This window comes from Marinovum sp. 2_MG-2023 (genome assembly GCF_030548265.1).
In the GTDB taxonomy this organism is placed as follows: Bacteria; Pseudomonadota; Alphaproteobacteria; order Rhodobacterales; family Rhodobacteraceae; genus Marinovum.
Window position 1 is genome coordinate 1 of record NZ_JAUOSD010000008.1, and the last position, 23,745, is coordinate 23,745.

Sequence of the window (23,745 nt, forward strand, 5' to 3'; positions counted from 1 at the left end):
GGCAAGATCTGTGTGGTCGAGGTCGAGGAAATCGTGCCGCGCGGCAGCCTTGACCCCGATCACATCCACCTGCCCGGTATCTATGTGCACCGGATCATTCAGGGCGACCACGAAAAACGCATCGAACAACGGACCGTTCGGAAAAGGGAGGACGCACAATGAAAAGTGGGAACCGGTTTTCATGCCCGTGCGTCGACCAACAAAAAAGGGAGGAAGCCTGATGCCTTGGGATCGTAATCAGATGGCGGCGCGCGCCGCACAGGAACTCGAAGACGGCATGTATGTGAACCTTGGCATCGGCATTCCGACGCTGGTGGCGAATTACGTCGGCGACAAGGACATCACCCTGCAATCGGAAAACGGCATGCTGGGCATGGGCCCCTTCCCGTTCGAGGGCGAAGAAGACCCCGACCTGATCAATGCGGGCAAGCAGACGATCACCGAACTGGCGCGGACGTCCTATTTCGACAGCGCCACCAGCTTTGGTATGATCCGCGGCGGCAAGATCGCGGCGGCGATCCTGGGCGCGATGGAAGTGGCGGAAAACGGCGACTTGGCGAATTGGATGATTCCCGGCAAGCTGGTCAAAGGCATGGGCGGCGCGATGGATCTTGTGGCCGGTGTTGGTCGCGTCATCGTGGTGATGGACCACCAGAACAAACATGGCGATTCCAAAGTGTTGAAAGCCTGCACCCTGCCGCTGACCGGGCGCAGCGTCGTTGACCGGATCATCACCAACCTCGGCGTGCTGGACGTGGTCGAAGGTGGGCTTAAAATCGTCGAATGCGCCGATGGCGTCACAGAAGCAGACCTGCGCGCCGCAACAGAAGCGACCATACTCTAACATCGAAACGCCAGCCTTGGAGAAATCTATGACGGATATGAACGGAAAAACCGCAATCGTGACCGGATCAACGTCGGGAATTGGTCTGGGGCTGGCACGCGGTTTCGCCGCCGCCGGGGCGCATGTCGTGCTGAACGGTTTTGGCGATGCAGCGGAAATAGAGGCCACGCGGCGGGAATTGGACGGCCTTGGCGCCGGTCGCGTGATCTATGACGGTGCCGATATGACAAAGCCGGACCAGATCGAGGCGATGGTCACCACCGCCGCCGCCGAATTCGGCAGGGTTGATATTGTGGTCAATAATGCCGGTGTTCAAACCGTGTCACCGGTCGAAGACTTCCCCAAGGACCGTTGGGACATGATCATCGACATCAACATGAATTCGGCGTTTCATGTGGTGCGTGCGGCGGTTCCGCATATGAAATCAGCAGGTTGGGGGCGGATCATCAATATCGCTTCGGCGCATGGGCTGGTGGCGTCGCCGTTCAAATCCGCCTATGTCACCGCGAAACACGGGGTTGTCGGTCTGACCAAGACCGTCGCGTTGGAGGTCGCGCAGGACGGTATTACCTGCAATGCGATCTGCCCCGGCTATGTCCTGACGCCCCTGGTCGAGTCGCAGATCCCCGACACCGCCAAGGCGCGCGGCATGACCGAAGAAGAGGTCAAGCGCGACGTGCTGTTGGCGGCGCAATGGACCAAGAAATTCGTCACCGTAGAGCAGCTTGCCGGGGTTGCGCTGTTTCTGTGTTCCGATGTCGCGGAAAACATCACCGGAGTCGCCCTGCCGGTTGATGGCGGCTGGACGGCGGCCTAGACATGAGTATGCGCAACAAAATCGTATCCGCGGCAGAGGCCGCTGCATTGGTCAAGGATGGTGATGTTGTCACGACCTCGGGATTCGTCGGCATCGGGGTGCCGGATGAATTGCTGGCCGCGGTTGAGACACGTTTTCTGGACACTGGCCATCCACGTGACTTGAGCCTTGTGTTTGCCGCAGGGCAGGGCGATGGCAAGGATCGGGGGCTGAACCGGTTGGGCCACCAAGGTTTGCTGAAACGGGTGATTGGCGGCCATTGGGGGTTGATCCCCAAGGTCGCGGCGCTGGCCGTATCGGGCAAGATCGAGGGCTGGAACCTGCCGCAGGGCTGCATCAGCCAGCTGTATCGCGATATTGCGGCGGGCAAGCCGGGGATGCTGTCCAAGGTGGGGTTGGAAACCTTTGTTGATCCGCGTCTGGGTGGCGGCGCGATCAACGATATTTCGACCGCACCGCAGGTCGAATTGATGCAGATCGGCGGCGAAGATGTGCTGTTTTATCCGGCGCAGCGGCTGAGTGTGGCGTTGTTGCGCGGCACCACGGCGGATGAAGCGGGCAATATCACGATGGAGCGCGAGGCGCTGACCATCGACAATCTGGCGCAGGCGATGGCGGTCAAGAATTCCGGCGGCGTGGTCATTGTTCAGGTCGAACGCGTCGCCCGTGCGCGCACACTTGCCGCGCGCGAGGTGCATATTCCCGGAATTTTTGTCGATGCCGTTGTGGTGTCGAAACCGGAAAACCACGTCCAGACCTATGCCACCGCATTCAGTCAGGCCTTTACCAATCGCATCCGCCCGCCCGAAGGGGAAATGCCGCCGATGCCGCTGGACGCGCGCAAGATCATTGCCCGGCGCTGTGCCTTTGAATTGCCGATCAACGGGGTGGTCAATCTTGGGATTGGCATGCCCGAAGGCGTGGCCTGTGTCGCTGCCGAAGAGGGGTTGTTGGATCATCTGACCCTGACGGCAGAGCCGGGGGTGATTGGCGGGCAACCGGCCTCGGGGTTGGATTTTGGCGCGGCGGTCAATACCGATGCGGTGATCCCCCAGAACAACCAATTTGATTTCTACGACGGCGGCGGGCTTGATCTGGCCTGTCTTGGGCTGGCGCAGGCCGACCAAACCGGCAACGTCAATGTCTCGCGCTTCGGGCCGCGACTGGCCGGGGCGGGCGGATTTATCAATATCAGCCAGAACGCCCGCGCGTTGGTCTTTGCCGGAACGTTCACCGCCAAGGGGCTGGTGGTCGGGATTTCCGAACAGGGTGTCGATATTCAACAGGAAGGCACACATCGCAAGTTCCTGTCTTCGGTCGAACAGATCACATTTTCCGGTGCACGGGCGGCGCGGCTGGGGCAGAAAGTGCTCTATGTGACCGAACGCTGTGTGTTCGAGCTGACCACCGAGGGGCTGAAGCTGATCGAAGTGGCGCCGGGCATCGACCTTGACCGGCATGTGCTTGCGCTGATGGATGTGCCCCCGATCCTGGACGAGGTACAGGAGATGGATGCCCGGATCTTTGCCGAGGGTGAAATGGACCTGCGCACCAACCTGCTGCATCTGGATTTGCCGGATCGGGTGGCGCTGGACGCGGGGCGCGACCGGCTGTTCCTCAACTTTGAAAAGATGCGCGTCAGAAGCGAGGGGGATGTGCGTCGGGTCGGCGAATTGGTGGCCGGAACCTGCGCCGCGTTTGGGCGGCGGGTTGATGTGGTGGTGAACTATGACGGTTTTCGGATTGATGAAACGCTGGAGGCCGGTTGGGCGCGCATGGTCGCGGATCTGACCGGGAAATACTATGGCACCGTGTCGCGATATTCCGGATCGGCCTTCATGCGGATGAAACTGGGCGAGGTTTTTCCAGACGCGCGCACCCATATCTTTGAAACGGGCCAGCAGGCGCGCGCCTTTCTGGATTAAAGGCGCGCAGCGGGTCGGGTGTCATTCGACAATGGTCATTTCGGCTTCGAAACGTTTCCAGTTCTTGACGTAGTTGTCGGCAGGTTTGCGCAGCGTGGCCAGCCCCTCTTCGCCAAGCGCGCGCACGACTTTGGCCGGCGATCCCATGACGAGGGAGCCGTCCGGGATCTCTTTGCCTTCGGTCACCAGAGCGCCCGCGCCGATCAGGCAGTTTTTGCCGATTTTGGCACCGTTCAGGATGGTCGCCCCCATGCCGATCAGGGTGCCGTCGCCGATGGTACAGCCATGCACAATCGCGCGGTGCCCGACGGTGACGCCCTTGCCGATGATCGCCGGAAAACCGGGATCGGCATGGATCATGGCGTGTTCCTGAATATTGGTGCCGTCGCCGATGCTCAGCGGTTCCTTGTCACCGCGCAGGACGGCCCCGAACCAGATGCCAACATCCCGCCCCAACCGCACGTCCCCAATGACATGCGCGCCCGGGGCGACCCAATAGGTGCCGGGACCGGCGGTTTGCGGCGCAATGTCGCCAAGTGCATAGATCGTCATTCAACAGGTTCCTTTTCAAAGGTCCGAACAGGCAGGATTCTGTGGCCGCCGGGACGGTCAGGTGCTGCCCCGTTCGATGAGTTCAAAGCCAAGGTTGATTTTCTGGGGGGCGCTGTCGGGGGTTTTGGCCCGGCGCAGGATGCTCTGTGCGATCAGACGGCCCATTTCTTCGTGCGGGGGGCGAATGGTTGTCAGGGGCGGGCGGCTGGCCACGGTGGGATCAAGATCCCCGAACCCAATGACCGAAATGTCCCCGGGCACGTGCCGACCCTTGTCTTGCGCAGCGGTCAGCCCGCCAAGCGCCACGGCATCGCCGGAAAAGGCCACGCCATCGACATCGCGGAATTCTGTCAAAATCTGCTGCATGATCGCAATACCGGCGGCGGCGTTGCGTTCGCCCACTTCCATCACCCGCCCCGTGACCCCGTCATGGCCTGCGACCACCGCCATAAAGGCATCGGCACGGACCTTGGCGCGGGGATCACGCGCCAGTTGGTGCCCGACAAAGACAAGGTTGCGGCGCCGCTTTTTAATCAGATGCTGCGCCACGGCGCGGCCCGCGCCCTCCATCGAGAAGCCAATGACATTGTCCAGCGGCCTGTCGGTGTAATCCCACATCTCGTAGACCGGGCAATTCGCCCCCAAAAGCAGGCGCATTGCATCGCGGCTGTGATGAATTCCCGTCACAATCAGGGCCACGGGGTTCCAGCGCAAAAAGGCCTGAATGGCCTGTTCTTCGCGCAGCGGGTCATAGTCATGGGTGCCCATCATCAACTGAAGGCCCGATATTTCCAATTCCGACGACATCGCCTGAAGCGACTGGCTGAAAAACGCATTGGCCAGCGTTGGCACCACCACGCCGACAATCGGCGACTGTGCACCCGCCATGGAACTGGCAATCGGGCTGGGGGCATAGCCCAGTCGTTTGACGGCCTCCTGAACGCGGGCCGTGATGTCCGGCGACGCTGCGCCGGGGGTGCGCAACACACGCGACACCGAAGCGAGTGAGACGCCAGCGGCGGCGGCAACATCCTGCATACGGACCTGTTTGCGGCTTTCAGGGGTCTCTTTTTCCACGGGGCTTATCCGATTCCATTTCTTAGAGAACGCTTACACCGTTAGGCGAGAATTTTCAAATAATGGTGCATAGCCATAGAATTTCCGCGACTATTTGGCGGTAAGTGCATGAAATAGTCTGTGAAAGCGCTTTCACAATTTCCGTGATTACAAGGAACCTTCCCAATTTCTGGCGGCGTGACATCCGGGGCTCTTGTCGGTTTTCGGCCATATCGCTGTTGCTGGCGGCAGAGTGATAGGGTAACGCTCCGGTATGTTATGTTATAACATGCCGAATCAAATTGACCCACTGGTCGCAATAACCCGGAGATCCCCCATGCCACTCAAATCGGCCAAACATATCAGCGCGATCGCCATTTGCGCGTCGATCGCGTTGACCCCTGCTGTGTTCGCTGAATCCAGCAAGGCGCACGACAGCGCCCACAGCCATTCCGCCGAAGACATCTACAAAGGCATCTTTGATGACGATCAAATCCAGCCGCGTGACTTGTCGGATTGGGCCGGAGACTGGCAGTCGGTCTATCCGCTTTTGCTGGATGGATCTTTGGATGATGTGATGGCGGACAAGGCGGCGCATGGCGACCGCACCGCCGCCGAATACAAAGCCTATTACGAGGTCGGATATGCCACCGATGTAGAGCGCATCCTATTCGAAGGCGACACCGCCACCTTCTTTCGCAACGGCGCGCCGTTTCAGGCCCGGTACAAAAACGACGGTTACGAAGTATTGACCTATGACTCGGGCAATCGTGGCGTGCGCTATGTGTTTGCAAAGGTCAGCGGCGATGCCGACGCGCCGGCGTATTTTCAGTTCAGCGATCACCGCATCGCACCGGCCAAGTCGGATCACTACCACCTCTATTGGGGCGATGATCGCGCGGCCTTGCTCGAAGAGCTGACGAATTGGCCGACCTATTATCCGTCCGACCTCAGCGGCGCTGACATCTCGGCGGAGATGCGCGCGCGTTAAGCCCGGGCACCGGGGCATGTCGGGTGACATGCCCCAACCACCACTTCCATCAAACGAGCGATTGTTCCCCATGAAAACGCAAGATTCCCGCCTTCCTGTCACCGTGCTTTCCGGCTTTCTTGGTGCTGGCAAAACCACGCTTTTGAACAGCGTCCTGAACAACCGGGAAGGGCGGCGCGTTGCTGTGATCGTGAATGACATGTCCGAGGTCAACATCGACGCCGATCTGATCCGCGAAGGCGGTGCCGATCTGAGCCATACCGATGAAACACTGGTTGAAATGTCGAATGGATGTATCTGTTGTACCCTGCGCGATGATCTGCTGCTTGAGGTGCGGCGGCTCGCCGGTGAGGGGCGATTTGACTATCTGTTGATTGAATCTTCCGGCGTGTCAGAGCCCCTGCCGGTGGCGGCGACCTTTGATTTCCGCGACGAAGAGGGCCAGAGCCTGTCGGATGTGGCACGGCTGGATACGATGGTCACGGTTGTGGACACGATGAACCTTCTCAAGGATTACGCCAGCCATGATTTCCTGAAAGACCGGGGGCAGGAGATTGGCGATGCCGACGACCGGACCCTGGTCGATCTTCTGGTGGATCAGATCGAATTTGCCGATGTGGTTGTCCTGAACAAGGTCAGCATTGCCGGCGCAGAGCGGTTGGATGCGGCGCGCAAGATCATTACCGCGCTGAACCCCGATGCAAAGATCGTCGAAACCGACTATAGCGCTGTGCCGCAGGACCGGATTTTCGACACCGGCCTGTTTGATTTTGAAACCGCGCATGAACACCCCCTTTGGGCAAAGGAACTCTATGGTTTCGCGGACCATGTGCCAGAGACCGAAGAATATGGTGTTTCGTCCTTTGTGTATCGCGCACGGCGGCCATTCCACCCGCAAAAGATCCATGATGTGCTGAATGGCGCGTTGCCGGGTGTGCTTCGCGCAAAGGGTCATTTCTGGATTGCGACCCGGCCGGATTGGTTGGCCGAATTTTCCCTGGCCGGCGCGCTAAGCTCGGTGCGACCGCTGGGCAAATGGTGGGCAAGCGTGCCCCAGGACCGACGCCCCAACCATCCAGAGGCCATCGCCTATCTGGAGCGGCATTGGGCAGAGCCATTCGGGGATCGCAGACAGGAATTGGTTCTGATCGGGTCCGGCATGAACAAGCCAGAGATCACTGCCGCCCTTGATGCGGCATTGCTGGATGACGACCAGATGGCACAGGCCGAGGATTGGCCGAAATTGCCCGATCCGTTCCCGAATTGGCGCGAGGCCCCGGCGGCAGCATGACACAGGTTGCGTTCAGCCAGTGACGGCACCCCGTGCCGAAGGGCGTGCCAGAACGACAGCAGCGGGCCGTTGATACGGCCCGCTGGCGGTTTCGGACAAGTGCAAAGGCGGCTTATGCTGTGCCTTTGCGGGCGATCAGGTTGGTCAGGATCTTTTTGACCGGAAATGCCGTGGCACAGAGCAACAGAACCCCAATCCCCAACAATGCCGCGCTGCCGGGCCGTTCGAGAAAGACCAGTGGATCGCCCCGCGACAGCAACATGGCGCGGCGGAAATATTCCTCCATCATCGGTCCCAGAACAAACCCGATCAGCATCGGGGCCGGTTCAAACCGGAACAGACGCAGCACATAGCCAATGACGCCAAAGGCCAGCGTCGCCCATACATCGGTCAGCGAATTAGAAATGCCGTAAACCCCGACACAGATCATCATGATCACCGTGGGATAAAGATAGTAATGCGGCACCCGCAGCAGACGCACCCAGAGGCCGATCAACGGGATGTTCAGCACCAGCAAGAACAGATTGCCAAACAGAAAGCTGACAACCAGCCCCCAGAACAGGTCCGGGTGATCCGAAATCAATCGCGGCCCCGGCGTAATGCCGTGGATCATCAGCGCGCCCAACATCAGCGCCATGGTGGTTGATCCGGGAATGCCCAGTGTCAGGGTTGGAATGAATGCGGTCTGTGCCGCAGCATTATTGGCCGCCTCCGGCACGACAACCCCCTCGATTGCGCCTTTGCCAAAGTTGTCCTTGTTGCGGCTGACGCGTTTTTCCAGGGCATAGCCGACAAAGCTGGCCACGGTCTGACCGGTGCCGGGCAGGGTGCCGAAAAACGCGCCAATGGTGGACCCGCGCAGCGCCGGCAGAAAGCTGCGCCGCCATTCGCCCCAGCTGGGATAGATGTCGCGCCCGCGCAGGGTCTGGCCGGCATAGCTTTGGGTGGCGCCGCGCAGCGATATCATGACCTCGGAAATGCCGAAAAGCCCCATGGCCACCACGACCAGCGATACCCCGTCCCGCAATTCGGCAATGCCGCCAGTGAACCGGGTGTCGCCGCTGTTCACATCCACGCCGATCGTGCCCAGCAGGATGCCAAGACAGACCATCATCAGCCCGCGCAAGACACCGGAGGAGCTGACAATAGATGCCGCAATCAGACCCAGCACCATGACAGAGAAATATTCCGCCGGCTGGAACAGCAGCGCAAATTCCGCCAGCCGGGGTGACAGCAACACCATGACAATCACGCCAAAGATCGCCCCGAAAAACGATGCAACCGAGGTGGCAAAAAGGGCAACACCGGCGCGCCCCTGTTGCGCCATCGGATAGCCGTCGATGCAGGTGACCGATGACGAGGGGGTGCCGGGAATGTTCAGCAGGATCGACGCGATCGAGCCGCCGTATTCGGCACCGTAATAGACCCCGGCCAGCATCACCAATGCGGTGGACGGTTCCAAATAGAACGAAATCGGCAACAGCATCGCCACCGCCGCAAGCGGCCCAACGCCGGGCAACACGCCAATAAAGGTGCCAAGGAACACACCGACAAAACAATAGGTCAGATTGGTCATTGTGGCCGCTGTGGCCAGCCCAAGGCTGAGATTCGCAAACATCTCCATGTGTTAGATCCCCCGGATCGCGACAAAGGGCATGCCCAGCCCGCGGACAAAAATCAACCAGACGCCAATCGCCACCCCAACCGCCAGGGCGGCGCGCAGTGGCCAGCGAAACCCCGGAATGGCCGATCCGGTGGCAAACACCGCCACCGCCGTGGCCGGCAAAACCCCAAGTAATGGCGTCAAGAAGGCAAAGGCCGACACGCCGGCCACCACGCCAAGCACGGCAATCGGGTCGGCCTTTTCGGTGGCCATCGGTGCGCGCAGGTTCTGCACCAGACCAATGGCGGCCAAAACCGCCAAAAGCGCACCAACAAGTAGCGGAAAGGCCCCCGGCCCCATGCGCCGGAACGAGCCGAGATCAAGGCTGGCCACGGCACCAAAGGCAAAGGTCAGCCCCGCCACCAGCATGATCAGCGGCCCAAGATGAGTGATCAGCTTTCCATTATGCATGTCAGACCCTCGGGCTGAAATTCCGGACCATCATAGCTTTCTGGCACGTGAATTGTACCGGTGCGAATGTCTTCGGCGGCAGCGGTGATCTTTGCCCGCACTTCCGCCGGTACCGTGGTTCCCATCGACAGGTCGACAAATTCGCCATCGGCCAGACCGAATTGGATCACGCGCTCCGGGGTGATGTGCCGGGTCATATCGGCCACCGCACGTGTGACGCCCAGGTCGATGCGGGCAATTGCCGAGCCGACAAAAACCCCCGGGTCGACCGTGACCCAATCCAGCGCATTGCCAATCTGATGTGCGCCGCCCTCGCGGCAGGCGGCAATGGCCCCGCTGCGGGCGCCGTTCAGCATTGTGAACATGATATCGGCACCTGCGGCAATTTCCGCCGCTGCCCAATCGCGGGTGATGCGGCTGTCATCCTGGGTGCCGCAAAAACCGGTCAGCACCTGCACCTTTGGGTCTGTGTGGGCCACGCCGGCAACAAAGGCCGCCCGCCCCTTCAGCCCCGGCGGCACCCGATGGCCGGACAGATGCCCGACAATGCCGGTACGGGTCAGTTGCGCCGCCAGAACCCCGGCCAAAAAGGCTGAATCTTCCTGCCGCACATCATAGCTGGCCAGATTTGCCGCCGTTTTATGGCCCTGTACCACGGCAAACCGTTTGTCCGGAAAGGCCGCCGCAATTTCCGGGGTGGCGATATTGCCCTGTCCGCCGATAAAGATCAGGCCGTCCACCTGTGGTACGACCTCGGCCAGGCGGGCGCGGATTGCATCCTGATCATAGCGCACATCCGAGATGACCGAAATATCGGCCATCTCGCGTGCGGCATTGGCACCGATCAGGGCGCTGGCGTTGAAACCGGCGTCATCCACCTCTCCAACGAAGAAAACTGCGATTTTCATCGGTTGCTCCTTGCCTTGGGTCATTCCATCGCTGCTTTGACCATGGGCGTCCATTGGTCGAGCTGGGCACTGACGTATTCGGAAAACGCTTCGCTTGTCTTGGGCGCGCGGACCAATCCCCAGGTGTCAAACTGTGCCTTGACCTCGGGCAGGGCCATTGCGTCGGTCAGGGCGCTGTCCAGTTTGGTTTTGATGTCTTCCGGCACGCCGGCAGGTGCGCTGAACCCCAGCCAGTTTTCGGCCACGATGTCATAGCCCAATTCGGTGAATGTCGGCACATCCGGCAGCGAGCTTAGCCGTTCGGTCGCGGTCACCGCCAGAGGGATGGCTGTGCCTTCTTCGACGGCGGGCAGGTTTTGGGGCACCGCGTCAAAGATCGACGGCACCACGCCGCCCCGGAAATCAAGCCGCATCGGGCCGGACCCTTTGTAGGGGATGTGGAACAGTTCTGTGTCGCTGACGTTTTGGAATTGTTCAGCGATGATGTGGCCCCAGGACCCCACGCCGGAACTGCCGTATTCATATGCGCCGGGATCGGCCTTGGCGGCGTCAATCAGGCCCGCAAGGTCGCTGACCCCCATCGACGGTGCGGCAAACAGGCCAAGATGCACGGTGCCGACATAGGTGATATGGTCAAAATCCGCGATTGCATCATAGGGCGTGTCGGGAAATCGGATGGGCGCCACATTGAACGGCGTCAGGTTAGACAGCATCAACGTATAGCCGTCCGGTTCCGCCTCTTTCAGGGCAGAGGCCGCCACGGTGCCGGCAGCGCCGGGTTTGTTTTCGACGACAAATTGCTGACCCAGGCTGGCCGAGAGTTTTTCACCCAAAAGCCGCGCCACCAGATCGCTTGACCCGCCGGGGGGAAAGGATACCAATATCCGCACCGGACGCTCTGGCCAGTTGGTATCGGCCAGGACCGGCATGGACAGTGTCGCCAAAGCGGCGACTGTTGTGGCAAGAAGTGTTCTGCGCTGCATGTTCTGTTTCCCTGTTGATGTCTTGATGAAACCAAGGTTCCACAGCTTTGTGATTCCGCCTAGCAATGAAATCACGATTTCATGAATCCGGAGTGTGAAATTCTGGTTTCGCGTAAATCCTGTGCGCATTTTCGCGATCATTGCACGAAATCCGGCAGGAATTGCGCCGCAAATCCGCCGAACTGTGCCATCCGCAGGCTGGAAAACGCGAATCACTGTCACTTCCGGCTTGTTCACGCGCGCGCCGTCGCGCAAATTGACGCTATGAAACCCGAGTTCCACGACGCGACCTTTTTGGCCCGTATTCGCAGCTGTTTGCCCGATCTGCATCGCGCAGAGCGCAAGCTGGGCATGTTCCTGCTCGATTTCCCGGGCGATCTTGCCTCTTACGATGCCCAGGAACTGGCCCGGCTGAGCGGTGTGTCCAAGGCGACCGTGTCGCGGTTTGTGCGTCGCATTGGCTTTGCCTCTTACGACACGGCCCGGCGCGCAGCACGGGAAGAGCGCCAGAACGGGTCACGCCACTTTCTGGCCCATGCCGAGGATATTTCCGCCGAAAAGCAAATCGCCGCCAGCATGCAGGAAGAGCTGCAAAACATCGCCTGGACCTTTGAACGTATCGACAGCGCCGATCTGGATGATTTGGCGCATTCTATTGTCGGGGCGCGCAAGGTCTGGCTGGCGGGGTATCGCATCAGCCGCAGCATCGCCGATTACGTGTATTGGCAATTGGTCAAGGTGGTGCCGGATGCCACCGTCATCCCCCAGGCGGGCGAAAGTCTGGGAGAGCACTTTGCCGCCATGCAGCCCGGTGATCTGGTGATCTGGATCGCATTGCGCCGCCGTATGGCCAACACCGATGCCGCGCTGGATGAATTGCAGGCGCGCGGGATCACCACCGCCCTGATCACCGACGAGGGCAGTGATCTGGACGACCGCGTGCGCTGGCATTTCCGGTGTCGCATCGAAACCTCAAGCCCGCAGTTCAACCATGCCTCTGTGCTTTCGCTTTGCCATCAGATCGTGACACGCGCGACGGTACAGGCCGGGTTGGACGGGCGCAGTCGCCTGCGCGAGATTGATGAAATCAACGAGCGTCTGGGCGAGGTCTAGGCGCCCGAAACCCCAAGCGCGATCATGTAGACGCTTGTTGTGGCGGTGATGAAGAGCTGGTGTTTGGCACGGCCGCCAAAACAGACGTTCGAGACCAGCTCTGGCACAAACACCTTGCCCAGCAGCCTGCCGTCGGGCGCAATGCAATGCACGCCATCCGCCGCAGAGGTCCAGATATTGCCGTGCACGTCCAACCGGAACCCATCTGCCGCCCCGGGTGACACTTTGTGGAACACATCGCCACCGCTGAGGCCGCGATCGTCCTCCACGGCAAAGGCGCGGATATGTCGGGTGCGCACCGTATCGAACCTGCGCCCGGTATCCGCCACGTAAAGCACGCTCTCATCCGGTGAAAACGCCAATCCATTGGGGCAGTCAAAGTCGGTCAACACCGCATCCATTGTGCCGGCGTCGGGATCGACGCGATACACGTTGCAGGGCAGTTCCTCGGTTCCGCGATGGCCTTCGTAATCGCAGATGATGCCGTAATGCGGGTCGGTAAACCAAATGCTGCCATCGGATTTGACCACGACATCATTGGGTGAATTCAGGCGCTTGCCCTGAAAGCTGTCGGCAATCACGGTGATGGTGCCGTCGAATTCGGTTCGGGTCACCCGCCGCGTGCCATGTTCACAGGACACCAGCCGCCCTTGCCGGTCGCGGGTGTGGCCATTGGCAAAATTCGACGGATTGCGATAGGTCGACAGCCCGGTTTCCCGGTTCCAGCGATGGATGACATTGTTGGGAATGTCCGAAAACAGAAGACAGTCCGCATCGCCGAACCAGACCGGGCCTTCGACCCAGTCAAATCCGGTAGCGAGCTGTTTCAGATGCGCGTTGCCAATGATATAGGTGTCAAACACCGGGTCGATAATTTCGTATTTGTCCATGTCGTGATCTTCCCATTCCCGATCCTGCCAAAGGCAACAGCGCCTATCAAATCAGGTTATTCGCCGCCATGAAACCATCAAGTTGCGCCTGTTGGTCCGCGGTCAATGGCCAGGCCGAGGGCGGGCGCGTCGGACCACAGTCGAGACCCTGCGCCCGCAATGCCGCTTTGACGCCGGTGACATTGGTGCCGTTCAATTCCTCGGCGCGAATGTCCTCGAATGTGCGCATTTCTGCGATCAATGCGTTGGCGGTCGGATAATCGCCTGCATCCAGCGCCGCATGGATCGCGACCGACCGTTCCGGCCAAACGTTGATCAAGCCAGAGGTGAAGCCGCGCGCACCGACAGCATAGAGGGGCGGGGCCCAAACCTCGGCCAGACCGCCAACCCAGACAATCGACGGATCGCAGGCCTTGATCGCCTCTGCCAGTTTCAGGGGGTTGGGCGTGGCCCATTTCACGCCCTTGACGCCATCAACGGCACAGAGCGCCTCGATCCCTTTGGTGCCGATGGTATCATTGCGCAGATAGAGCATAAGCGGCAGGCCGGCGGCATCCGACACCGCTTTGATGTAATCGACGGTGCCACGGGGGCTTACAAAGGGGTCGGGCGGCTGGTGGATCATCAGGGCGGTCGCGCCCGCATCGGCGCTGGCCTTGGCCAGACGCACGGCATCGCGCACACCGCGCCCGACACCGGCCAGAAGCGGCGCGCGCCCGTTGATCAGACCGGCAACCTCGCGCACCATGGTGACGGCTTCTTCGGTGGTCAGGGCATAGAATTCGCCGGTGTTGCCATTCACCACAGGCATATGCACCCCGGCCCCCAATGCGCGGTCGATGATCGGGGTCAGCTTTTGCGGCGCGACGTCGCCCGCATCATCATAAGGCGTGACAAGAATACCGGAAATGCCCCGCAGGGCCGTGTCGAGATTGAGGGCCATGCGCCTCTCCTTTTCATCAGAAAATATCGGGTTCGCCTGCTGCTGCACCAAAGTCGCGCTGCAAATAGTCAAAGTCACATCCGCTGTCGGCCTGACCCACATGCTGCGAGAACATCCAGCCCCAGCCCCGTTCGAAACGACGCTCCGGCGGCGACCATGCGGCGCGGCGCGCGGCGATTTCGGTCTCGTCGACCAGCATGTCCAAACGCCGCCCTTCCAGATCCAGCCGCACAATGTCGCCGGTTTTCAACAGCGCCAGCGGCCCGCCAACAAAGCTTTCGGGGGCGACATGCAGCACGCAAGCACCATAAGAAGTGCCCGACATCCGCGCATCGGAAATCCGCAACATGTCGCGGTGGCCCTGTTTGATCAGCGCCTTGGGGATCGGCAACATGCCCCATTCCGGCATCCCCGGTCCACCCTGCGGCCCGGCATTGCGCAGCACCAATACGGTGTCGGGCGTTACATCCAGATCCTCGTCGTCAATGGCCGCCTTCATCTCGGGATAGCTGTCAAAGACCAGCGCCGGGCCTTCGTGTTGATAATATTTCGGATCACAGGCCGCCGGTTTGATCACCGCACCCGAAGGGCAGAGATTGCCCTTCAGCACCGCAAGCGAGCCTTCCTTGTAGACCGGGTTCGACAACGGGCGGATCACATCGTCATTGTAGACAACTGCGCCTTCCAAATTCTCGGCCAGGGTTTTGCCCGTCACGGTGATGCAGGTTGTGTCCAACCGATCCTCGATCTGCTTCATCAGCGCCCGCAAACCGCCGGCGAAATAGAAATCTTCCATCAGATAATCTTTGCCCGAAGGCCGCACATTGGCGATCAGCGGCGTGACCCGGCCCAGCGCATCCAGATCGTCCAGCGTCAACTGAACCCCGGCGCGGCGTGCCATCGCGATCAGATGCACCACCGCATTGGTCGAACAACCGGTTGCCATGGCGACGATTGCGGCATTGCGCACGGCGGCTTCGGTCACGATCACCTCGGGGGTCAGATCCTCCCAGACCATATCGACAATGCGGCGGCCACAGTCGGCGCCCATGCGTTGATGGCCGGAATCCGCCGCCGGGATCGACGAGGCCCCCGGCAAGGTCAGCCCGAGAGAGTCGGCAATCGCCGTCATGGTCGAAGCCGTGCCCATGGTCATACAGGTTCCCGCCGAGCGCGCGATGCCACCCTGCACCCCGACCCATTCGGCGTCGGAAATATTGCCCGCGCGCCGCTCATCCCAGAATTTCCACGCGTCAGAGCCAGAGCCCAGCGTCTTGCCCGCGAAATTGCCGCGCAGCATTGGCCCGGCAGGCAGGTAAATCATCGGCACACCGGCGGTGATGGCCCCCATCACCAGCCCCGGCGTGGATTTGTCACAACCGCCCATCAGCACCACACCGTCCAGCGGATGCGAGCGGATGTTTTCCTCAACCTCCATCGCCAGCATGTTGCGATAGAGCATCGAGGTCGGCTTGGAGAAGCTTTCATCCACCGAAAGGGACGGCAATTCGACCGGAAATCCCCCGGCCTGCAAAATCCCGCGCTTCACATCCTTGACCCGTTCCGGAAAGTGGCTGTGGCAAGAGTTCAGTTCCGACCAGGTATTGAGGATGCCAATGATCGGCCGGCCCATGAATTCTTCTTCGGAATACCCCAGCTGCATCATCCGCGACCGATGGCCAAAGCTGCGCAAATCATCCGGCCCAAACCAGCGCGCGCTTCGCAATGTCTCGGGTGTTTTGCGGGGGCGATTCATTGTGGTCTCCAACTTCGGGTCTGAATTATCTTGTTCTATGTTTGCGTATACATTTGCGGCTGTCAATGATCAAGGGCGCGACTTTATTGTATTTTTGCGCTTCAATCAAAGATGTTGACAGAATGTTGTTGGGTGTGATGTAAGTCTGTGTATGCGCATACATCGCATGGTTCGAAAATACGGACCGACAAAAACCGGGGCTTCACCCCGACCGGGAGGACATCATGACTATTCAACGCAGAACACTTTTCGCCGGATTTGCCGCCGCTGCTTTGCTGGCCGCTCCGTTTGCTGCCACTGCTCAGGAATTGCCGCGCAATGTGCGCATGGTGATCGGCTCGACCTCGACCGGGGGCGACACATATCAGAACTCGGCGATTGTTGCGGATGCATTGGCCGAGCATCTGGGGATCAACATCAAGGTGGATGCGGTTGGTGCCTCTGCGGCGTTCAAGGCATTGGATCGCGACAGCCGCGGCACCACGTTGATGGTGTTCCACGATCAATCCTATCTTGGCAACCTCTATGGCGTGACCGGCTATGCCGATCCATTTGCCGATTACAACGTTGGCCCGACCGTCGCGATCAACCCCGGCAACGCCTATCTGGTGCCCGCAAATTCCCCGTATAACACGATGGAAGACATCCTTGCCGCAGCAGAGGCGGGGACGCGGGTGCGCGTCGCAATCCAGCCCGGCGGCGTGTCGGAAATCGGCTTTTCCGCGATGAAAAACGCGGCAAAGCTGCGCAGCCCCGGATCCGAAGAAAATATCGTTGCGGTCAATACCGGCGGCCAGTCGGACAAGAACCAGACCATGTGGGATGGGCTTTCGGATGTGATCAACGGCTCTATTCAGGGCAATGAACAATTCACCCAACTGCCAGCCGACGATCCCAAGGCCATGAAGTTTGTCTGGATCACGGCCCGCGCCGCGACACTGGAACAGGCGCCAGAGGCCGGCATGGGCGGCACCACGCGCGACGACATGTTGCAATTTGCCTCGCCGGTGACCTCGGTGCCGGTGGATGCCGAAGGTGATTTCACTTTCGACAAGGAATTCTTCTTCTTGTTCAACAAAGATATGGATCCGGCGATTGCCGCCCAGATCGACACCGCCCTGACTGAAATCTTTGCCAAGGGCGAAATTCAGGCGCGGCAGAAGGAATCCTTCTTTATCCCGAACTTTTTGCCACAGGCGGATGCGCAACGGCATCTTGGGGACAAGCGCGATACCTATCGCAAGGTGATTGCCGAAATCGCAACCGGTTCCTGATCTGATACGGTCCGACCCCGCATTGGGGTCGGGCCCTGCGACCCCTGGCGGAGGATGCAATGACCCAAGTGACCATTGATTTTGAGACCTCTCATCTGGTCTTTCCGACGTTGATCGCCTGTATTCTGGTGCTGTTGGGCGGCGCCATTGTGGTGACCCGCTTTGCCCGCATTGCCCATTGTGGCGCCTATCTGGCGCAAATTGCCAACCGTATGGATCGGCTGCGGTTCCTGGGCGCTCTGGCGCTGACACTGGTGTATTTCATCGCGATGGTGCCGGTCGGGGATGTCTGGCCCAATACCGGCATGGGGTTTTTGATCTGTTCGATCCCCTATGTGCTGCTGACCGGATTGTTGTTCATGCATGATCGCGGTTTGCGCCAGGCCGGCCCCCTGATTGTGGTGGCGCTGATTGCGCCGACGGTGATCTGGTATCTCTTTACAGAGCTTTTCTTCCTTACCCTTCCCTAAAAGGTGCCCCCATGGATTTCCTGGCCAATATCACGCCGCTGTTTGTGCTTCTGACCGTCGGTGGCACGTTGATCGGCATCATTTTTGGCGCCATTCCCGGCATGACGGCCACCATGGCGGTGGCGGTCTGTTTACCGCTGACCTATTCGCTGGGGTTGGAAAACGGTCTGGCGCTGTTGTTGGGGCTTTATGTTGGCGGGATTTCAGGCGGGCTGGTGCCCGCGATCCTGTTGGGTATTCCCGGCACGCCAAGTTCGATCACCACCACATTCGATGGCTATCCAATGGCCAAACGCGGCGAAGGCGAAAAGGCCCTGCGTATCGGCATCGTGGCGTCACTGGTCGGCGGGATTGTCAGCCTTGTGGCGCTCTATTTCTTTGCGCCTGCCCTGGCGGATTTTGCCATCGCCTTTTCCTATGTCGAGAAATTCCTGATCATCCTGTTTGCCCTGACGGTCATGGCGGCGCTGTCGTCTGACATGTTGATGGGCATCTTTTCGGGTTTCCTGGGCATCTTTGTCAGCCTGATTGGCACCTATTCCATTCAAAAGGGTGGCAATGGCGAGCTGCGGTTGGTGCCGCCGGGCACGGAATATTGGCTGGACAGCGGGTTTTCCCTTTTGCCGGTGCTGATCGGGTTGTTCGGGCTGGCCGCCATCCTGGAACAGGCCGAAATCGGCGTGCCCAAGGGCCAGTCACGCGATGACGTGAAAATCGGCGGTGCCAAGAGCTTCAGCTTTTCGATTTTCAAAGGCCAGTTCACCAATCTGATCCGGTCTTCCGGCATCGGCACCTTTGTCGGCATCTTGCCGGGCGTTGGCGGTTCTGCGGCCTCGATCCTGGCCTATTCCAATGCCAAGACGTTTTCGTCCCATCCCGAAACCTTTGGCAAAGGTGAACCGGCTGGAATCATGGCATCAGAGGCCGGCAACAACGGATTGACCGGTGGTGCGTTGGTGCCGCTTCTGTCGCTTGGCATTCCCGGCGATGCCACAACGGCGCTTCTGATCGGGGCTTTCACGCTTCAGGGGATACAGGTTGGGCCGCTGTTCATCGGTAACAACCCCGACACCTGGAACGCGATGATCATCGCCATGTTGCTGGCAAATCTGGCAATGTTTGCAATGATGTATTACGCGATCCGCTATTTTGCCCTGGTGGTCACGATCCCGAAACACATCCTGTTTCCGATCATCCTGATGATGTGTGTCATTGGCGCCTATACCATCAATTACGGCATTATGTTCGATGTCTGGACCTTGCTGATCTTTGGTGTCTTCGGCTGGGTCGCGACCAAGATCGGCATCGAAATCGCGCCCTTTATCATCGGTTTTATCCTGGGGCCGTCCGCCGAGATCTATTTTGTCAAAAGCGTCGAATCCTTTGGTGATCTGACGATTTTCTTTACCAAAAGCTGGATTGCGGTTGTGTTGTGGCTGCTGATTATTGGCTCGCTGGCCGGGTCGGTGGTGATGGCGCGCAAGCGTCCACCGCAACCGGCACCGCATGGGGACTTGTAAGCCCCCGAACTTGGGTCGATTATGCTGCCGATGAAAAAGGATAGCCCCCCGGATAACGGCAAGGCCCGTGTTACAATGGCGGCGGTCGGCCGCATGGCTGGCGTGTCGCAGGTGACGGTGTCGCGTGCGCTGTCGCATCCGGGCAAGGTGTCGCCGGATACGCTGCGCCGCATTCGTGACGCGATAGAGGTCACGGGATTCGTGCCCAATGCGCTGGCGGGGGCGCTGGCGTCGAAACGGTCGAACCTGATCACCGCCTTGATCCCGTCGCTGACCAATATTGTCTATTCGTCGTTCGCGGCCACGTTTTCGGCGCAGATGCGCGGCCATGGTTACCAGATCCTGTTGTCGGAAACCGGGTTTGATCCCGATGCCGAAGCGGGGTTGATTGCCGCCCATCTGTCACGTCGTCCCGATGCGATGCTGTTGACCGGAATTCATCACAGCGCAGAGACCCGGAGAATGCTTTTGGGGGCCAATATCCCGGTGATAGAGGTCTGGGACGTCACCGACAGCCCGATCGACATGTGTGTTGGTTTCAATCATGTCGATGCCGGGCGGGCCGCTGCGCACTATCTGGCGGAACGAGGTTACAAAGCCGCGGCAACCATCACTGCCGGCGATGAACGCGCAGTGCGGCGCCAAGGTGCCTTTGCCACCCGATTTCAGGAAATGACCGGCGCGGCAGTGACCGACGCCAACACCGGCGGTCCCGCCAGCATTGGCGCTGGGCGGCGCGCTCTGGCGCATTTGATCGACCAAAATGGCCTGACGGGCGGCGCGGTGTTCTGTAGTTCCGATTTGCTGGCGCATGGTGCGCTGATCGAGGCCCGGCACCGCGGTCTTGTGGTGCCGGATGATCTGGCGCTGATGGGCCTGGGCGATCAGGATTTCGCCCGCGATCTGGAACCGGCGCTGACCACGGTGATGATCGACCGGGTGCGTCTGGGCCATACGGCGGCGGATGCGCTTTTGACCCGTTTGGCGGGCAACACCCCGGAAACCCCGGTCATGAATCTGGGGTTTGAGATCATTCGCCGGGCGTCGGCATAAAACGGCCCACTTCGCCCGCCAGAAGGTTTTGACGGGGTTTCTTTTCATTGGATTTGTGGCCGGAAACGTCGCAATTTGACCCTAGGTAAGGCTTTTGATGATCAACAGATTCGGTGGATTTCAGGCCGCGATCTGAACCCAGATGTCGCAAACAGACCACGCGAAAATGCTGAAATTCCGGGGCGTTCCCGTTAATTTGCCAATAAAAATGATAATTTGGGTGGATACCTGCGCCTGTTTCTGTTTCCATAGATGTGTCGCATTTGTGTGCCGGGTTTCAAATCGGCGTAACCGCCGTTGGAGAAATATCAGCTTTGCAAACCGTGACTGGGTCAAGGAGGCAAGATGACCGAGACGATGCCGGGTTCTCAAACCGGTTTGGCCGAGGCGCCTTTATCGACTGCGCGTATCGCGCCCGACGCTTCGGCGTTTGGCGCGCAGCCGGGAACATTCTTTCGGCGCGGCGTGGGCCTTCCGACTGCACATCGATCAAATGCATCACATGGACTGGCCGTTCGGCGGCCGCGCGCCATATCATGACATGGATATTCCCGCGTTCCCTGACCGGGGTGCGGGCAACAAAATGAAAACAGGGAGACACAGCAAATGACGAAACCCAAGGATCTGGGCCTGATTGACCGACTGACCAACGAGGCTCGGCTTGGCCGTTTGTCACGCCGTGCATTCATGCGCCATTCCGTTGCGGCGGGTCTGACCACCGCGACCGCCACCGGGCTTTGGACGTCCGAGGCGAAAGCCCAGCCGAAATCCGGCGGCGCTTTCCGTGTGGCCATTCACGACAACAACAGCTCTGACACCCACAACCCCGGCACCTATTTGTCGGTGCAGCAGATTTTCCTTGCGCACACGCACCGGTCCTTCCTGACCCTGATCAACACCGATCAGACATTGGGCGGCGACGTGGCCGAAGATTGGTCCGGTTCCGAAGACGCATCGGAATGGACCTTCAAGATGCGTGACAATGTCACCTTCCACGATGGCAGCAAGGTTACGGCGGATGACGTCATTGCTTCGATGAACTTCCACCGTGGTGACGCGTCGACCTCGGCGGCCAAGGCGCTGTTGGCGGATGTTGTCGACATCACCAAGACCGATGACCTGACCGTGGTCTTCAAACTGGCCGGTCCGAATGCCGATCTGCCCTGGCTGATGACCGATTATCACCTGGCGATCCTGCCGGCGACCGAAGACGGCATTGATTGGGAATCCGGCATTGGCTGTGGCCCCTATAAAATCGTCGACGGCGAATTCGGTGTGGGCTTCAAGCTTGAGCGTCACGATGGCTGGCACCTGGAAGGCGCCTATTTCGACACGGTCGAAATGATTGCGATCAACGACCCGAACGCCCGTCAAACGGCGCTGGTCACCGGCGATGTCGACGCGGTATCGGCGATTGACCTGAAAACCATGGCGCTGATGCAGCGCAACCCGAACCTTCTGGTGGACAATGTGCCGTCGGCCTCTGCGATCACCATGCCGATGCATTGCGACACCGCGCCGTTTGACGACGTCAAGGTCCGCATGGCGCTGAAACTGGCCATGAACCGCGATGAAATCGTCGAGAAGATCGCCTTTGGCGCGGCCATACCGGGCAATGATTTCCACCATTCGCCGGCCCAGCCTTATTATCCCGAAGGGCTTGACCAGTTGGCGTATGACCCGGACAAGGCCAAGGCATTGCTGAAAGAAGCCGGTGCAGAGGGGCTGGAGGTCAGCGTTTCGACCGCAGATTCCCTGTTCTCGGGCGCGGTCGACATGTGCGTTCTTTATGCAGAGCAGGCCAAGGCCGCGGGCATCAAGGTCAACGCCATCCGCGAGCCGAACGATGGCTATTATTCGGATGTCTGGCTGAAAAAGCCGTTCTGTGCCGTGGCATGGGGCGCACGTCCGACACCGGATGTGATGTATTCGCTGGCTTACAAAGATGATGCCGCCTGGAACGAAAGCCGCTGGATCAACGAACGGTTCAACGTGCTGCTGCGTCAGGGCAAAGGCGAGCTGGACGATGGCAAGCGGTCGGAAATCTATCGTGAAATGGCGGAAATCGCCCGCGATGATGGCGGAACGATCATCCCGTTCTTCCGCAACTTTGTCTATGGACGCCGTTCCAACGTCCAGACCACGGGCGAGCTTGCCGCCAGCTGGGAAATGGATGGCTGTCGCGCCGCCAGCCGCTGGTGGTTCGACGGTTAACGCCGACACTTCGTGGTGGTTCGGGGGCAATTGCCCCCGGACTGCCGCTTTGGCCGCAAGGCCCAAAAACCCGCCGATTACAGCGCGGGATAACAACAGAGGGACAAAATGGGCGACATCTTTGGTCTGGTTCTGAAGCGACTGGGGTTTGGCCTTATCACGCTTCTGATTATTTCAGTGATCATCTTTTTCATGGTCGAACTTTTGCCGGGCGACATCGCCGAGGCGGTTCTTGGCCAGGGCGCAACCGAGGAAACCCTCGCCGCCATGCGCGAACAGATGGGTTTGAACAAACCGGCGTTTGTGCGTTATTTTGAATGGCTTGGCGGGGCAATTATCGGCGATTTCGGCACATCAGTGGTCAGCGGTGACCGTGTGATCGATATAATCGGCGACCGATTTGTCAACACGTTGTTCCTTGCGGCCTATGCGGCGGTGATTGCTGTTCCCTTTGCGATCACGCTGGGCATTATCGTGGCGCTGCTGCGCAACACGCTGTTTGACCGGGTGGCAAATGTGCTGACCCTGACGTCGATTTCCAGCCCGGAATTCTTTCTTGGCTACATCCTGATCCTGTATCTTGCGGTGAAAACCAGCATGTTCCCGGCGATTTCCAGTCTGAGCTCGGGGATGACATTCCCGGAGCTTCTGCACCGGACCTTCCTGCCGGCCCTGACGCTGGTTCTGGTGGTCACGGCGCATATGATGCGGATGACGCGGGCGGCAATCATCAATCTCTTGGCGTCCCCCTATATCGAAATGGCCCGGCTGAAAGGCACGCCGCCCTGGAAGGTGATCGTGAAACACGCGCTGCCGAACGCCTGGGCGCCGATCATCAACGTGATTGCGCTGAACCTGGCTTACCTCATCACCGGGGTGGTGCTGGTCGAGGTGGTGTTTGTCTATCCCGGAATTGGCCAGGCGCTGGTCGATGCGGTGTCCAAACGTGACTTCCCGATCGTTCAGGCCTGTTGTCTGATCTTCGCGGCGACCTTCATTCTGCTCAATCTCGCAGCAGATGTCGGCGCCATTCTGACAAACCCGCGTTTGCGGCATCCGAAGTAAGGGAGG

23 protein-coding genes are annotated in these 23,745 nt (G+C 59.6%); 13 read left to right on the forward strand and 10 right to left on the reverse strand.

Features of this window, described 5'->3' with window-relative positions; genetic code table 11:
* The 4 genes from Q4577_RS10860 to Q4577_RS10875 all read left to right on the forward strand — a co-directional run.
* A partial coding sequence (locus Q4577_RS10860; RefSeq protein ID WP_303468416.1) for a CoA-transferase occupies window positions 1-162 on the forward strand: 162 nt, incomplete at its 5' end.
* Window positions 163-220: 58 nt separating this feature from the next.
* The gene (locus Q4577_RS10865) at window positions 221-844 is read left to right on the forward strand and encodes a CoA transferase subunit B (RefSeq protein WP_244683789.1); all 624 of its coding nucleotides are present in this window, start codon (window positions 221-223) and stop codon (window positions 842-844) included.
* Between the two features lie 28 nt (window positions 845-872).
* A complete protein-coding gene (locus tag Q4577_RS10870) occupies window positions 873-1,661 on the forward strand; it encodes a 3-hydroxybutyrate dehydrogenase (protein ID WP_303467973.1) in 789 nt (262 codons plus the stop codon).
* Window positions 1,662-1,663: 2 nt separating this feature from the next.
* Window positions 1,664-3,586: an acyl CoA:acetate/3-ketoacid CoA transferase gene (locus tag Q4577_RS10875; RefSeq protein WP_303467975.1), complete on the forward strand. Its 1,923-nt coding sequence runs from the start codon at window positions 1,664-1,666 to the stop codon at window positions 3,584-3,586.
* Between the two features lie 21 nt (window positions 3,587-3,607).
* Here the strand turns inward: Q4577_RS10875 and Q4577_RS10880 are convergent, their stop codons facing one another.
* Entirely contained in the window at window positions 3,608-4,138 is a 531-nt protein-coding gene (locus Q4577_RS10880; RefSeq protein WP_244683782.1) for a gamma carbonic anhydrase family protein, read from the reverse strand.
* Window positions 4,139-4,195: 57 nt separating this feature from the next.
* A complete protein-coding gene (locus tag Q4577_RS10885; RefSeq protein ID WP_303467978.1) occupies window positions 4,196-5,215 on the reverse strand; it encodes a LacI family DNA-binding transcriptional regulator in 1,020 nt (339 codons plus the stop codon).
* A 316-nt stretch (window positions 5,216-5,531) separates the two neighbouring features.
* Between Q4577_RS10885 and Q4577_RS10890 the strand changes: the two genes are divergently transcribed.
* Together Q4577_RS10890 and zigA are read left to right on the forward strand one after the other, a co-directional pair.
* Window positions 5,532-6,185: a metal-binding protein ZinT gene (locus tag Q4577_RS10890; RefSeq protein ID WP_303467980.1), complete on the forward strand. Its 654-nt coding sequence runs from the start codon at window positions 5,532-5,534 to the stop codon at window positions 6,183-6,185.
* 70 nt (window positions 6,186-6,255) lie between these two features.
* Window positions 6,256-7,476 (forward strand): zinc metallochaperone GTPase ZigA, encoded by a 1,221-nt coding sequence (gene zigA / locus Q4577_RS10895; protein ID WP_303467982.1) that lies wholly within the window; start codon window positions 6,256-6,258, stop codon window positions 7,474-7,476.
* Between the two features lie 112 nt (window positions 7,477-7,588).
* On the opposite strand, the gene Q4577_RS10900 is transcribed toward zigA, so the two are convergent.
* From Q4577_RS10900 to Q4577_RS10915, 4 genes are read right to left on the reverse strand one after another with little or no spacing between them, the layout of a single operon-like run.
* Window positions 7,589-9,100, reverse strand: a complete 1,512-nt coding sequence (locus tag Q4577_RS10900; RefSeq protein WP_303467985.1) for a tripartite tricarboxylate transporter permease — start codon at window positions 9,098-9,100, stop codon at window positions 7,589-7,591.
* Window positions 9,101-9,103: 3 nt separating this feature from the next.
* The gene (locus Q4577_RS10905; RefSeq protein ID WP_244683773.1) at window positions 9,104-9,550 is read right to left on the reverse strand and encodes a tripartite tricarboxylate transporter TctB family protein; all 447 of its coding nucleotides are present in this window, start codon (window positions 9,548-9,550) and stop codon (window positions 9,104-9,106) included.
* Window positions 9,532-10,458 (reverse strand): BMP family protein, encoded by a 927-nt coding sequence (locus tag Q4577_RS10910; protein ID WP_303467989.1) that lies wholly within the window; start codon window positions 10,456-10,458, stop codon window positions 9,532-9,534. The genes Q4577_RS10905 and Q4577_RS10910 overlap by 19 nt, the downstream gene beginning before the upstream one ends.
* A gap of 20 nt (window positions 10,459-10,478) precedes the next feature.
* Entirely contained in the window at window positions 10,479-11,441 is a 963-nt protein-coding gene (locus Q4577_RS10915; RefSeq protein ID WP_303467990.1) for a tripartite tricarboxylate transporter substrate binding protein, read from the reverse strand.
* A 264-nt stretch (window positions 11,442-11,705) separates the two neighbouring features.
* On the opposite strand from Q4577_RS10915, the gene Q4577_RS10920 reads away from it, so the two are divergent.
* Window positions 11,706-12,554, forward strand: coding sequence for a MurR/RpiR family transcriptional regulator (locus Q4577_RS10920; RefSeq protein WP_303467991.1), 849 nt, complete (start codon window positions 11,706-11,708; stop codon window positions 12,552-12,554).
* Here the strand turns inward: Q4577_RS10920 and Q4577_RS10925 are convergent.
* From Q4577_RS10925 to araD, 3 genes are read right to left on the reverse strand one after another with little or no spacing between them, the layout of a single operon-like run.
* Entirely contained in the window at window positions 12,551-13,444 is an 894-nt protein-coding gene (locus Q4577_RS10925) for an SMP-30/gluconolactonase/LRE family protein (RefSeq protein WP_303467992.1), read from the reverse strand. The two genes, Q4577_RS10920 and Q4577_RS10925, sit on opposite strands and share 4 nt — an antisense overlap.
* A gap of 46 nt (window positions 13,445-13,490) precedes the next feature.
* On the reverse strand, window positions 13,491-14,387 hold the full coding sequence (locus tag Q4577_RS10930) for a dihydrodipicolinate synthase family protein (protein ID WP_303467994.1): 897 nt from the start codon (window positions 14,385-14,387) through the stop codon (window positions 13,491-13,493).
* Window positions 14,388-14,403: 16 nt separating this feature from the next.
* Window positions 14,404-16,143 carry an L-arabinonate dehydratase gene (gene araD, locus Q4577_RS10935; RefSeq protein ID WP_303467995.1) on the reverse strand — a complete coding sequence of 580 codons (1,740 nt, stop codon included), beginning with the start codon at window positions 16,141-16,143 and terminating at the stop codon, window positions 14,404-14,406.
* Window positions 16,144-16,367: 224 nt separating this feature from the next.
* Here araD and Q4577_RS10940 point away from each other — a divergent pair, with 224 nt between their 5' ends.
* From Q4577_RS10940 to Q4577_RS10955, 4 genes are read left to right on the forward strand one after another with little or no spacing between them, the layout of a single operon-like run.
* A complete protein-coding gene (locus Q4577_RS10940; protein ID WP_303467996.1) occupies window positions 16,368-17,417 on the forward strand; it encodes a hypothetical protein in 1,050 nt (349 codons plus the stop codon).
* 59 nt (window positions 17,418-17,476) lie between these two features.
* On the forward strand, window positions 17,477-17,887 hold the full coding sequence (locus Q4577_RS10945) for a tripartite tricarboxylate transporter TctB family protein (RefSeq protein WP_303467997.1): 411 nt from the start codon (window positions 17,477-17,479) through the stop codon (window positions 17,885-17,887).
* Between the two features lie 11 nt (window positions 17,888-17,898).
* Window positions 17,899-19,407 (forward strand): tripartite tricarboxylate transporter permease, encoded by a 1,509-nt coding sequence (locus Q4577_RS10950; protein ID WP_303467998.1) that lies wholly within the window; start codon window positions 17,899-17,901, stop codon window positions 19,405-19,407.
* Between the two features lie 21 nt (window positions 19,408-19,428).
* Window positions 19,429-20,460 carry a LacI family DNA-binding transcriptional regulator gene (locus Q4577_RS10955; RefSeq protein WP_303467999.1) on the forward strand — a complete coding sequence of 344 codons (1,032 nt, stop codon included), beginning with the start codon at window positions 19,429-19,431 and terminating at the stop codon, window positions 20,458-20,460.
* Here Q4577_RS10955 and Q4577_RS10960 read toward each other — a convergent pair.
* Window positions 20,438-20,710 carry a hypothetical protein gene (locus Q4577_RS10960; protein WP_303468000.1) on the reverse strand — a complete coding sequence of 91 codons (273 nt, stop codon included), beginning with the start codon at window positions 20,708-20,710 and terminating at the stop codon, window positions 20,438-20,440. The two genes, Q4577_RS10955 and Q4577_RS10960, sit on opposite strands and share 23 nt — an antisense overlap.
* A gap of 356 nt (window positions 20,711-21,066) precedes the next feature.
* Between Q4577_RS10960 and Q4577_RS10965 the strand changes: the two genes are divergently transcribed.
* Together Q4577_RS10965 and Q4577_RS10970 are read left to right on the forward strand one after the other, a co-directional pair.
* Window positions 21,067-22,674, forward strand: a complete 1,608-nt coding sequence (locus Q4577_RS10965) for an ABC transporter substrate-binding protein (protein WP_303468002.1) — start codon at window positions 21,067-21,069, stop codon at window positions 22,672-22,674.
* A 108-nt stretch (window positions 22,675-22,782) separates the two neighbouring features.
* Window positions 22,783-23,739, forward strand: coding sequence for an ABC transporter permease (locus tag Q4577_RS10970; RefSeq protein WP_303468004.1), 957 nt, complete (start codon window positions 22,783-22,785; stop codon window positions 23,737-23,739).
* The last annotated feature ends 6 nt before the right edge of the window (window positions 23,740-23,745 follow it).

Bases quoted from the DNA above. Each gene is read 5' to 3' on its own strand.
- Q4577_RS10865 (WP_244683789.1), top strand. From the start codon at position 221: ATGCCTTGGGATCGTAATCAGATGGCGGCGCGCGCCGCACAGGAACTC.
- Q4577_RS10870 (WP_303467973.1), top strand. From the start codon at position 873: ATGACGGATATGAACGGAAAAACCGCAATCGTGACCGGATCAACGTCG.
- Q4577_RS10875 (WP_303467975.1), top strand. From the start codon at position 1,664: ATGAGTATGCGCAACAAAATCGTATCCGCGGCAGAGGCCGCTGCATTG.
- Q4577_RS10880 (WP_244683782.1), bottom strand. From the start codon at position 4,138: ATGACGATCTATGCACTTGGCGACATTGCGCCGCAAACCGCCGGTCCC.
- Q4577_RS10890 (WP_303467980.1), top strand. From the start codon at position 5,532: ATGCCACTCAAATCGGCCAAACATATCAGCGCGATCGCCATTTGCGCG.
- zigA (WP_303467982.1), top strand. From the start codon at position 6,256: ATGAAAACGCAAGATTCCCGCCTTCCTGTCACCGTGCTTTCCGGCTTT.
- Q4577_RS10900 (WP_303467985.1), bottom strand. From the start codon at position 9,100: ATGGAGATGTTTGCGAATCTCAGCCTTGGGCTGGCCACAGCGGCCACA.
- Q4577_RS10905 (WP_244683773.1), bottom strand. From the start codon at position 9,550: ATGCATAATGGAAAGCTGATCACTCATCTTGGGCCGCTGATCATGCTG.
- Q4577_RS10910 (WP_303467989.1), bottom strand. From the start codon at position 10,458: ATGAAAATCGCAGTTTTCTTCGTTGGAGAGGTGGATGACGCCGGTTTC.
- Q4577_RS10915 (WP_303467990.1), bottom strand. From the start codon at position 11,441: ATGCAGCGCAGAACACTTCTTGCCACAACAGTCGCCGCTTTGGCGACA.
- Q4577_RS10920 (WP_303467991.1), top strand. From the start codon at position 11,706: ATGAAACCCGAGTTCCACGACGCGACCTTTTTGGCCCGTATTCGCAGC.
- Q4577_RS10925 (WP_303467992.1), bottom strand. From the start codon at position 13,444: ATGGACAAATACGAAATTATCGACCCGGTGTTTGACACCTATATCATT.
- Q4577_RS10930 (WP_303467994.1), bottom strand. From the start codon at position 14,387: ATGGCCCTCAATCTCGACACGGCCCTGCGGGGCATTTCCGGTATTCTT.
- araD (WP_303467995.1), bottom strand. From the start codon at position 16,143: ATGAATCGCCCCCGCAAAACACCCGAGACATTGCGAAGCGCGCGCTGG.
- Q4577_RS10940 (WP_303467996.1), top strand. From the start codon at position 16,368: ATGACTATTCAACGCAGAACACTTTTCGCCGGATTTGCCGCCGCTGCT.
- Q4577_RS10945 (WP_303467997.1), top strand. From the start codon at position 17,477: ATGACCCAAGTGACCATTGATTTTGAGACCTCTCATCTGGTCTTTCCG.
- Q4577_RS10950 (WP_303467998.1), top strand. From the start codon at position 17,899: ATGGATTTCCTGGCCAATATCACGCCGCTGTTTGTGCTTCTGACCGTC.
- Q4577_RS10955 (WP_303467999.1), top strand. From the start codon at position 19,429: ATGCTGCCGATGAAAAAGGATAGCCCCCCGGATAACGGCAAGGCCCGT.
- Q4577_RS10960 (WP_303468000.1), bottom strand. From the start codon at position 20,710: ATGGAAACAGAAACAGGCGCAGGTATCCACCCAAATTATCATTTTTAT.
- Q4577_RS10965 (WP_303468002.1), top strand. From the start codon at position 21,067: ATGACGAAACCCAAGGATCTGGGCCTGATTGACCGACTGACCAACGAG.
- Q4577_RS10970 (WP_303468004.1), top strand. From the start codon at position 22,783: ATGGGCGACATCTTTGGTCTGGTTCTGAAGCGACTGGGGTTTGGCCTT.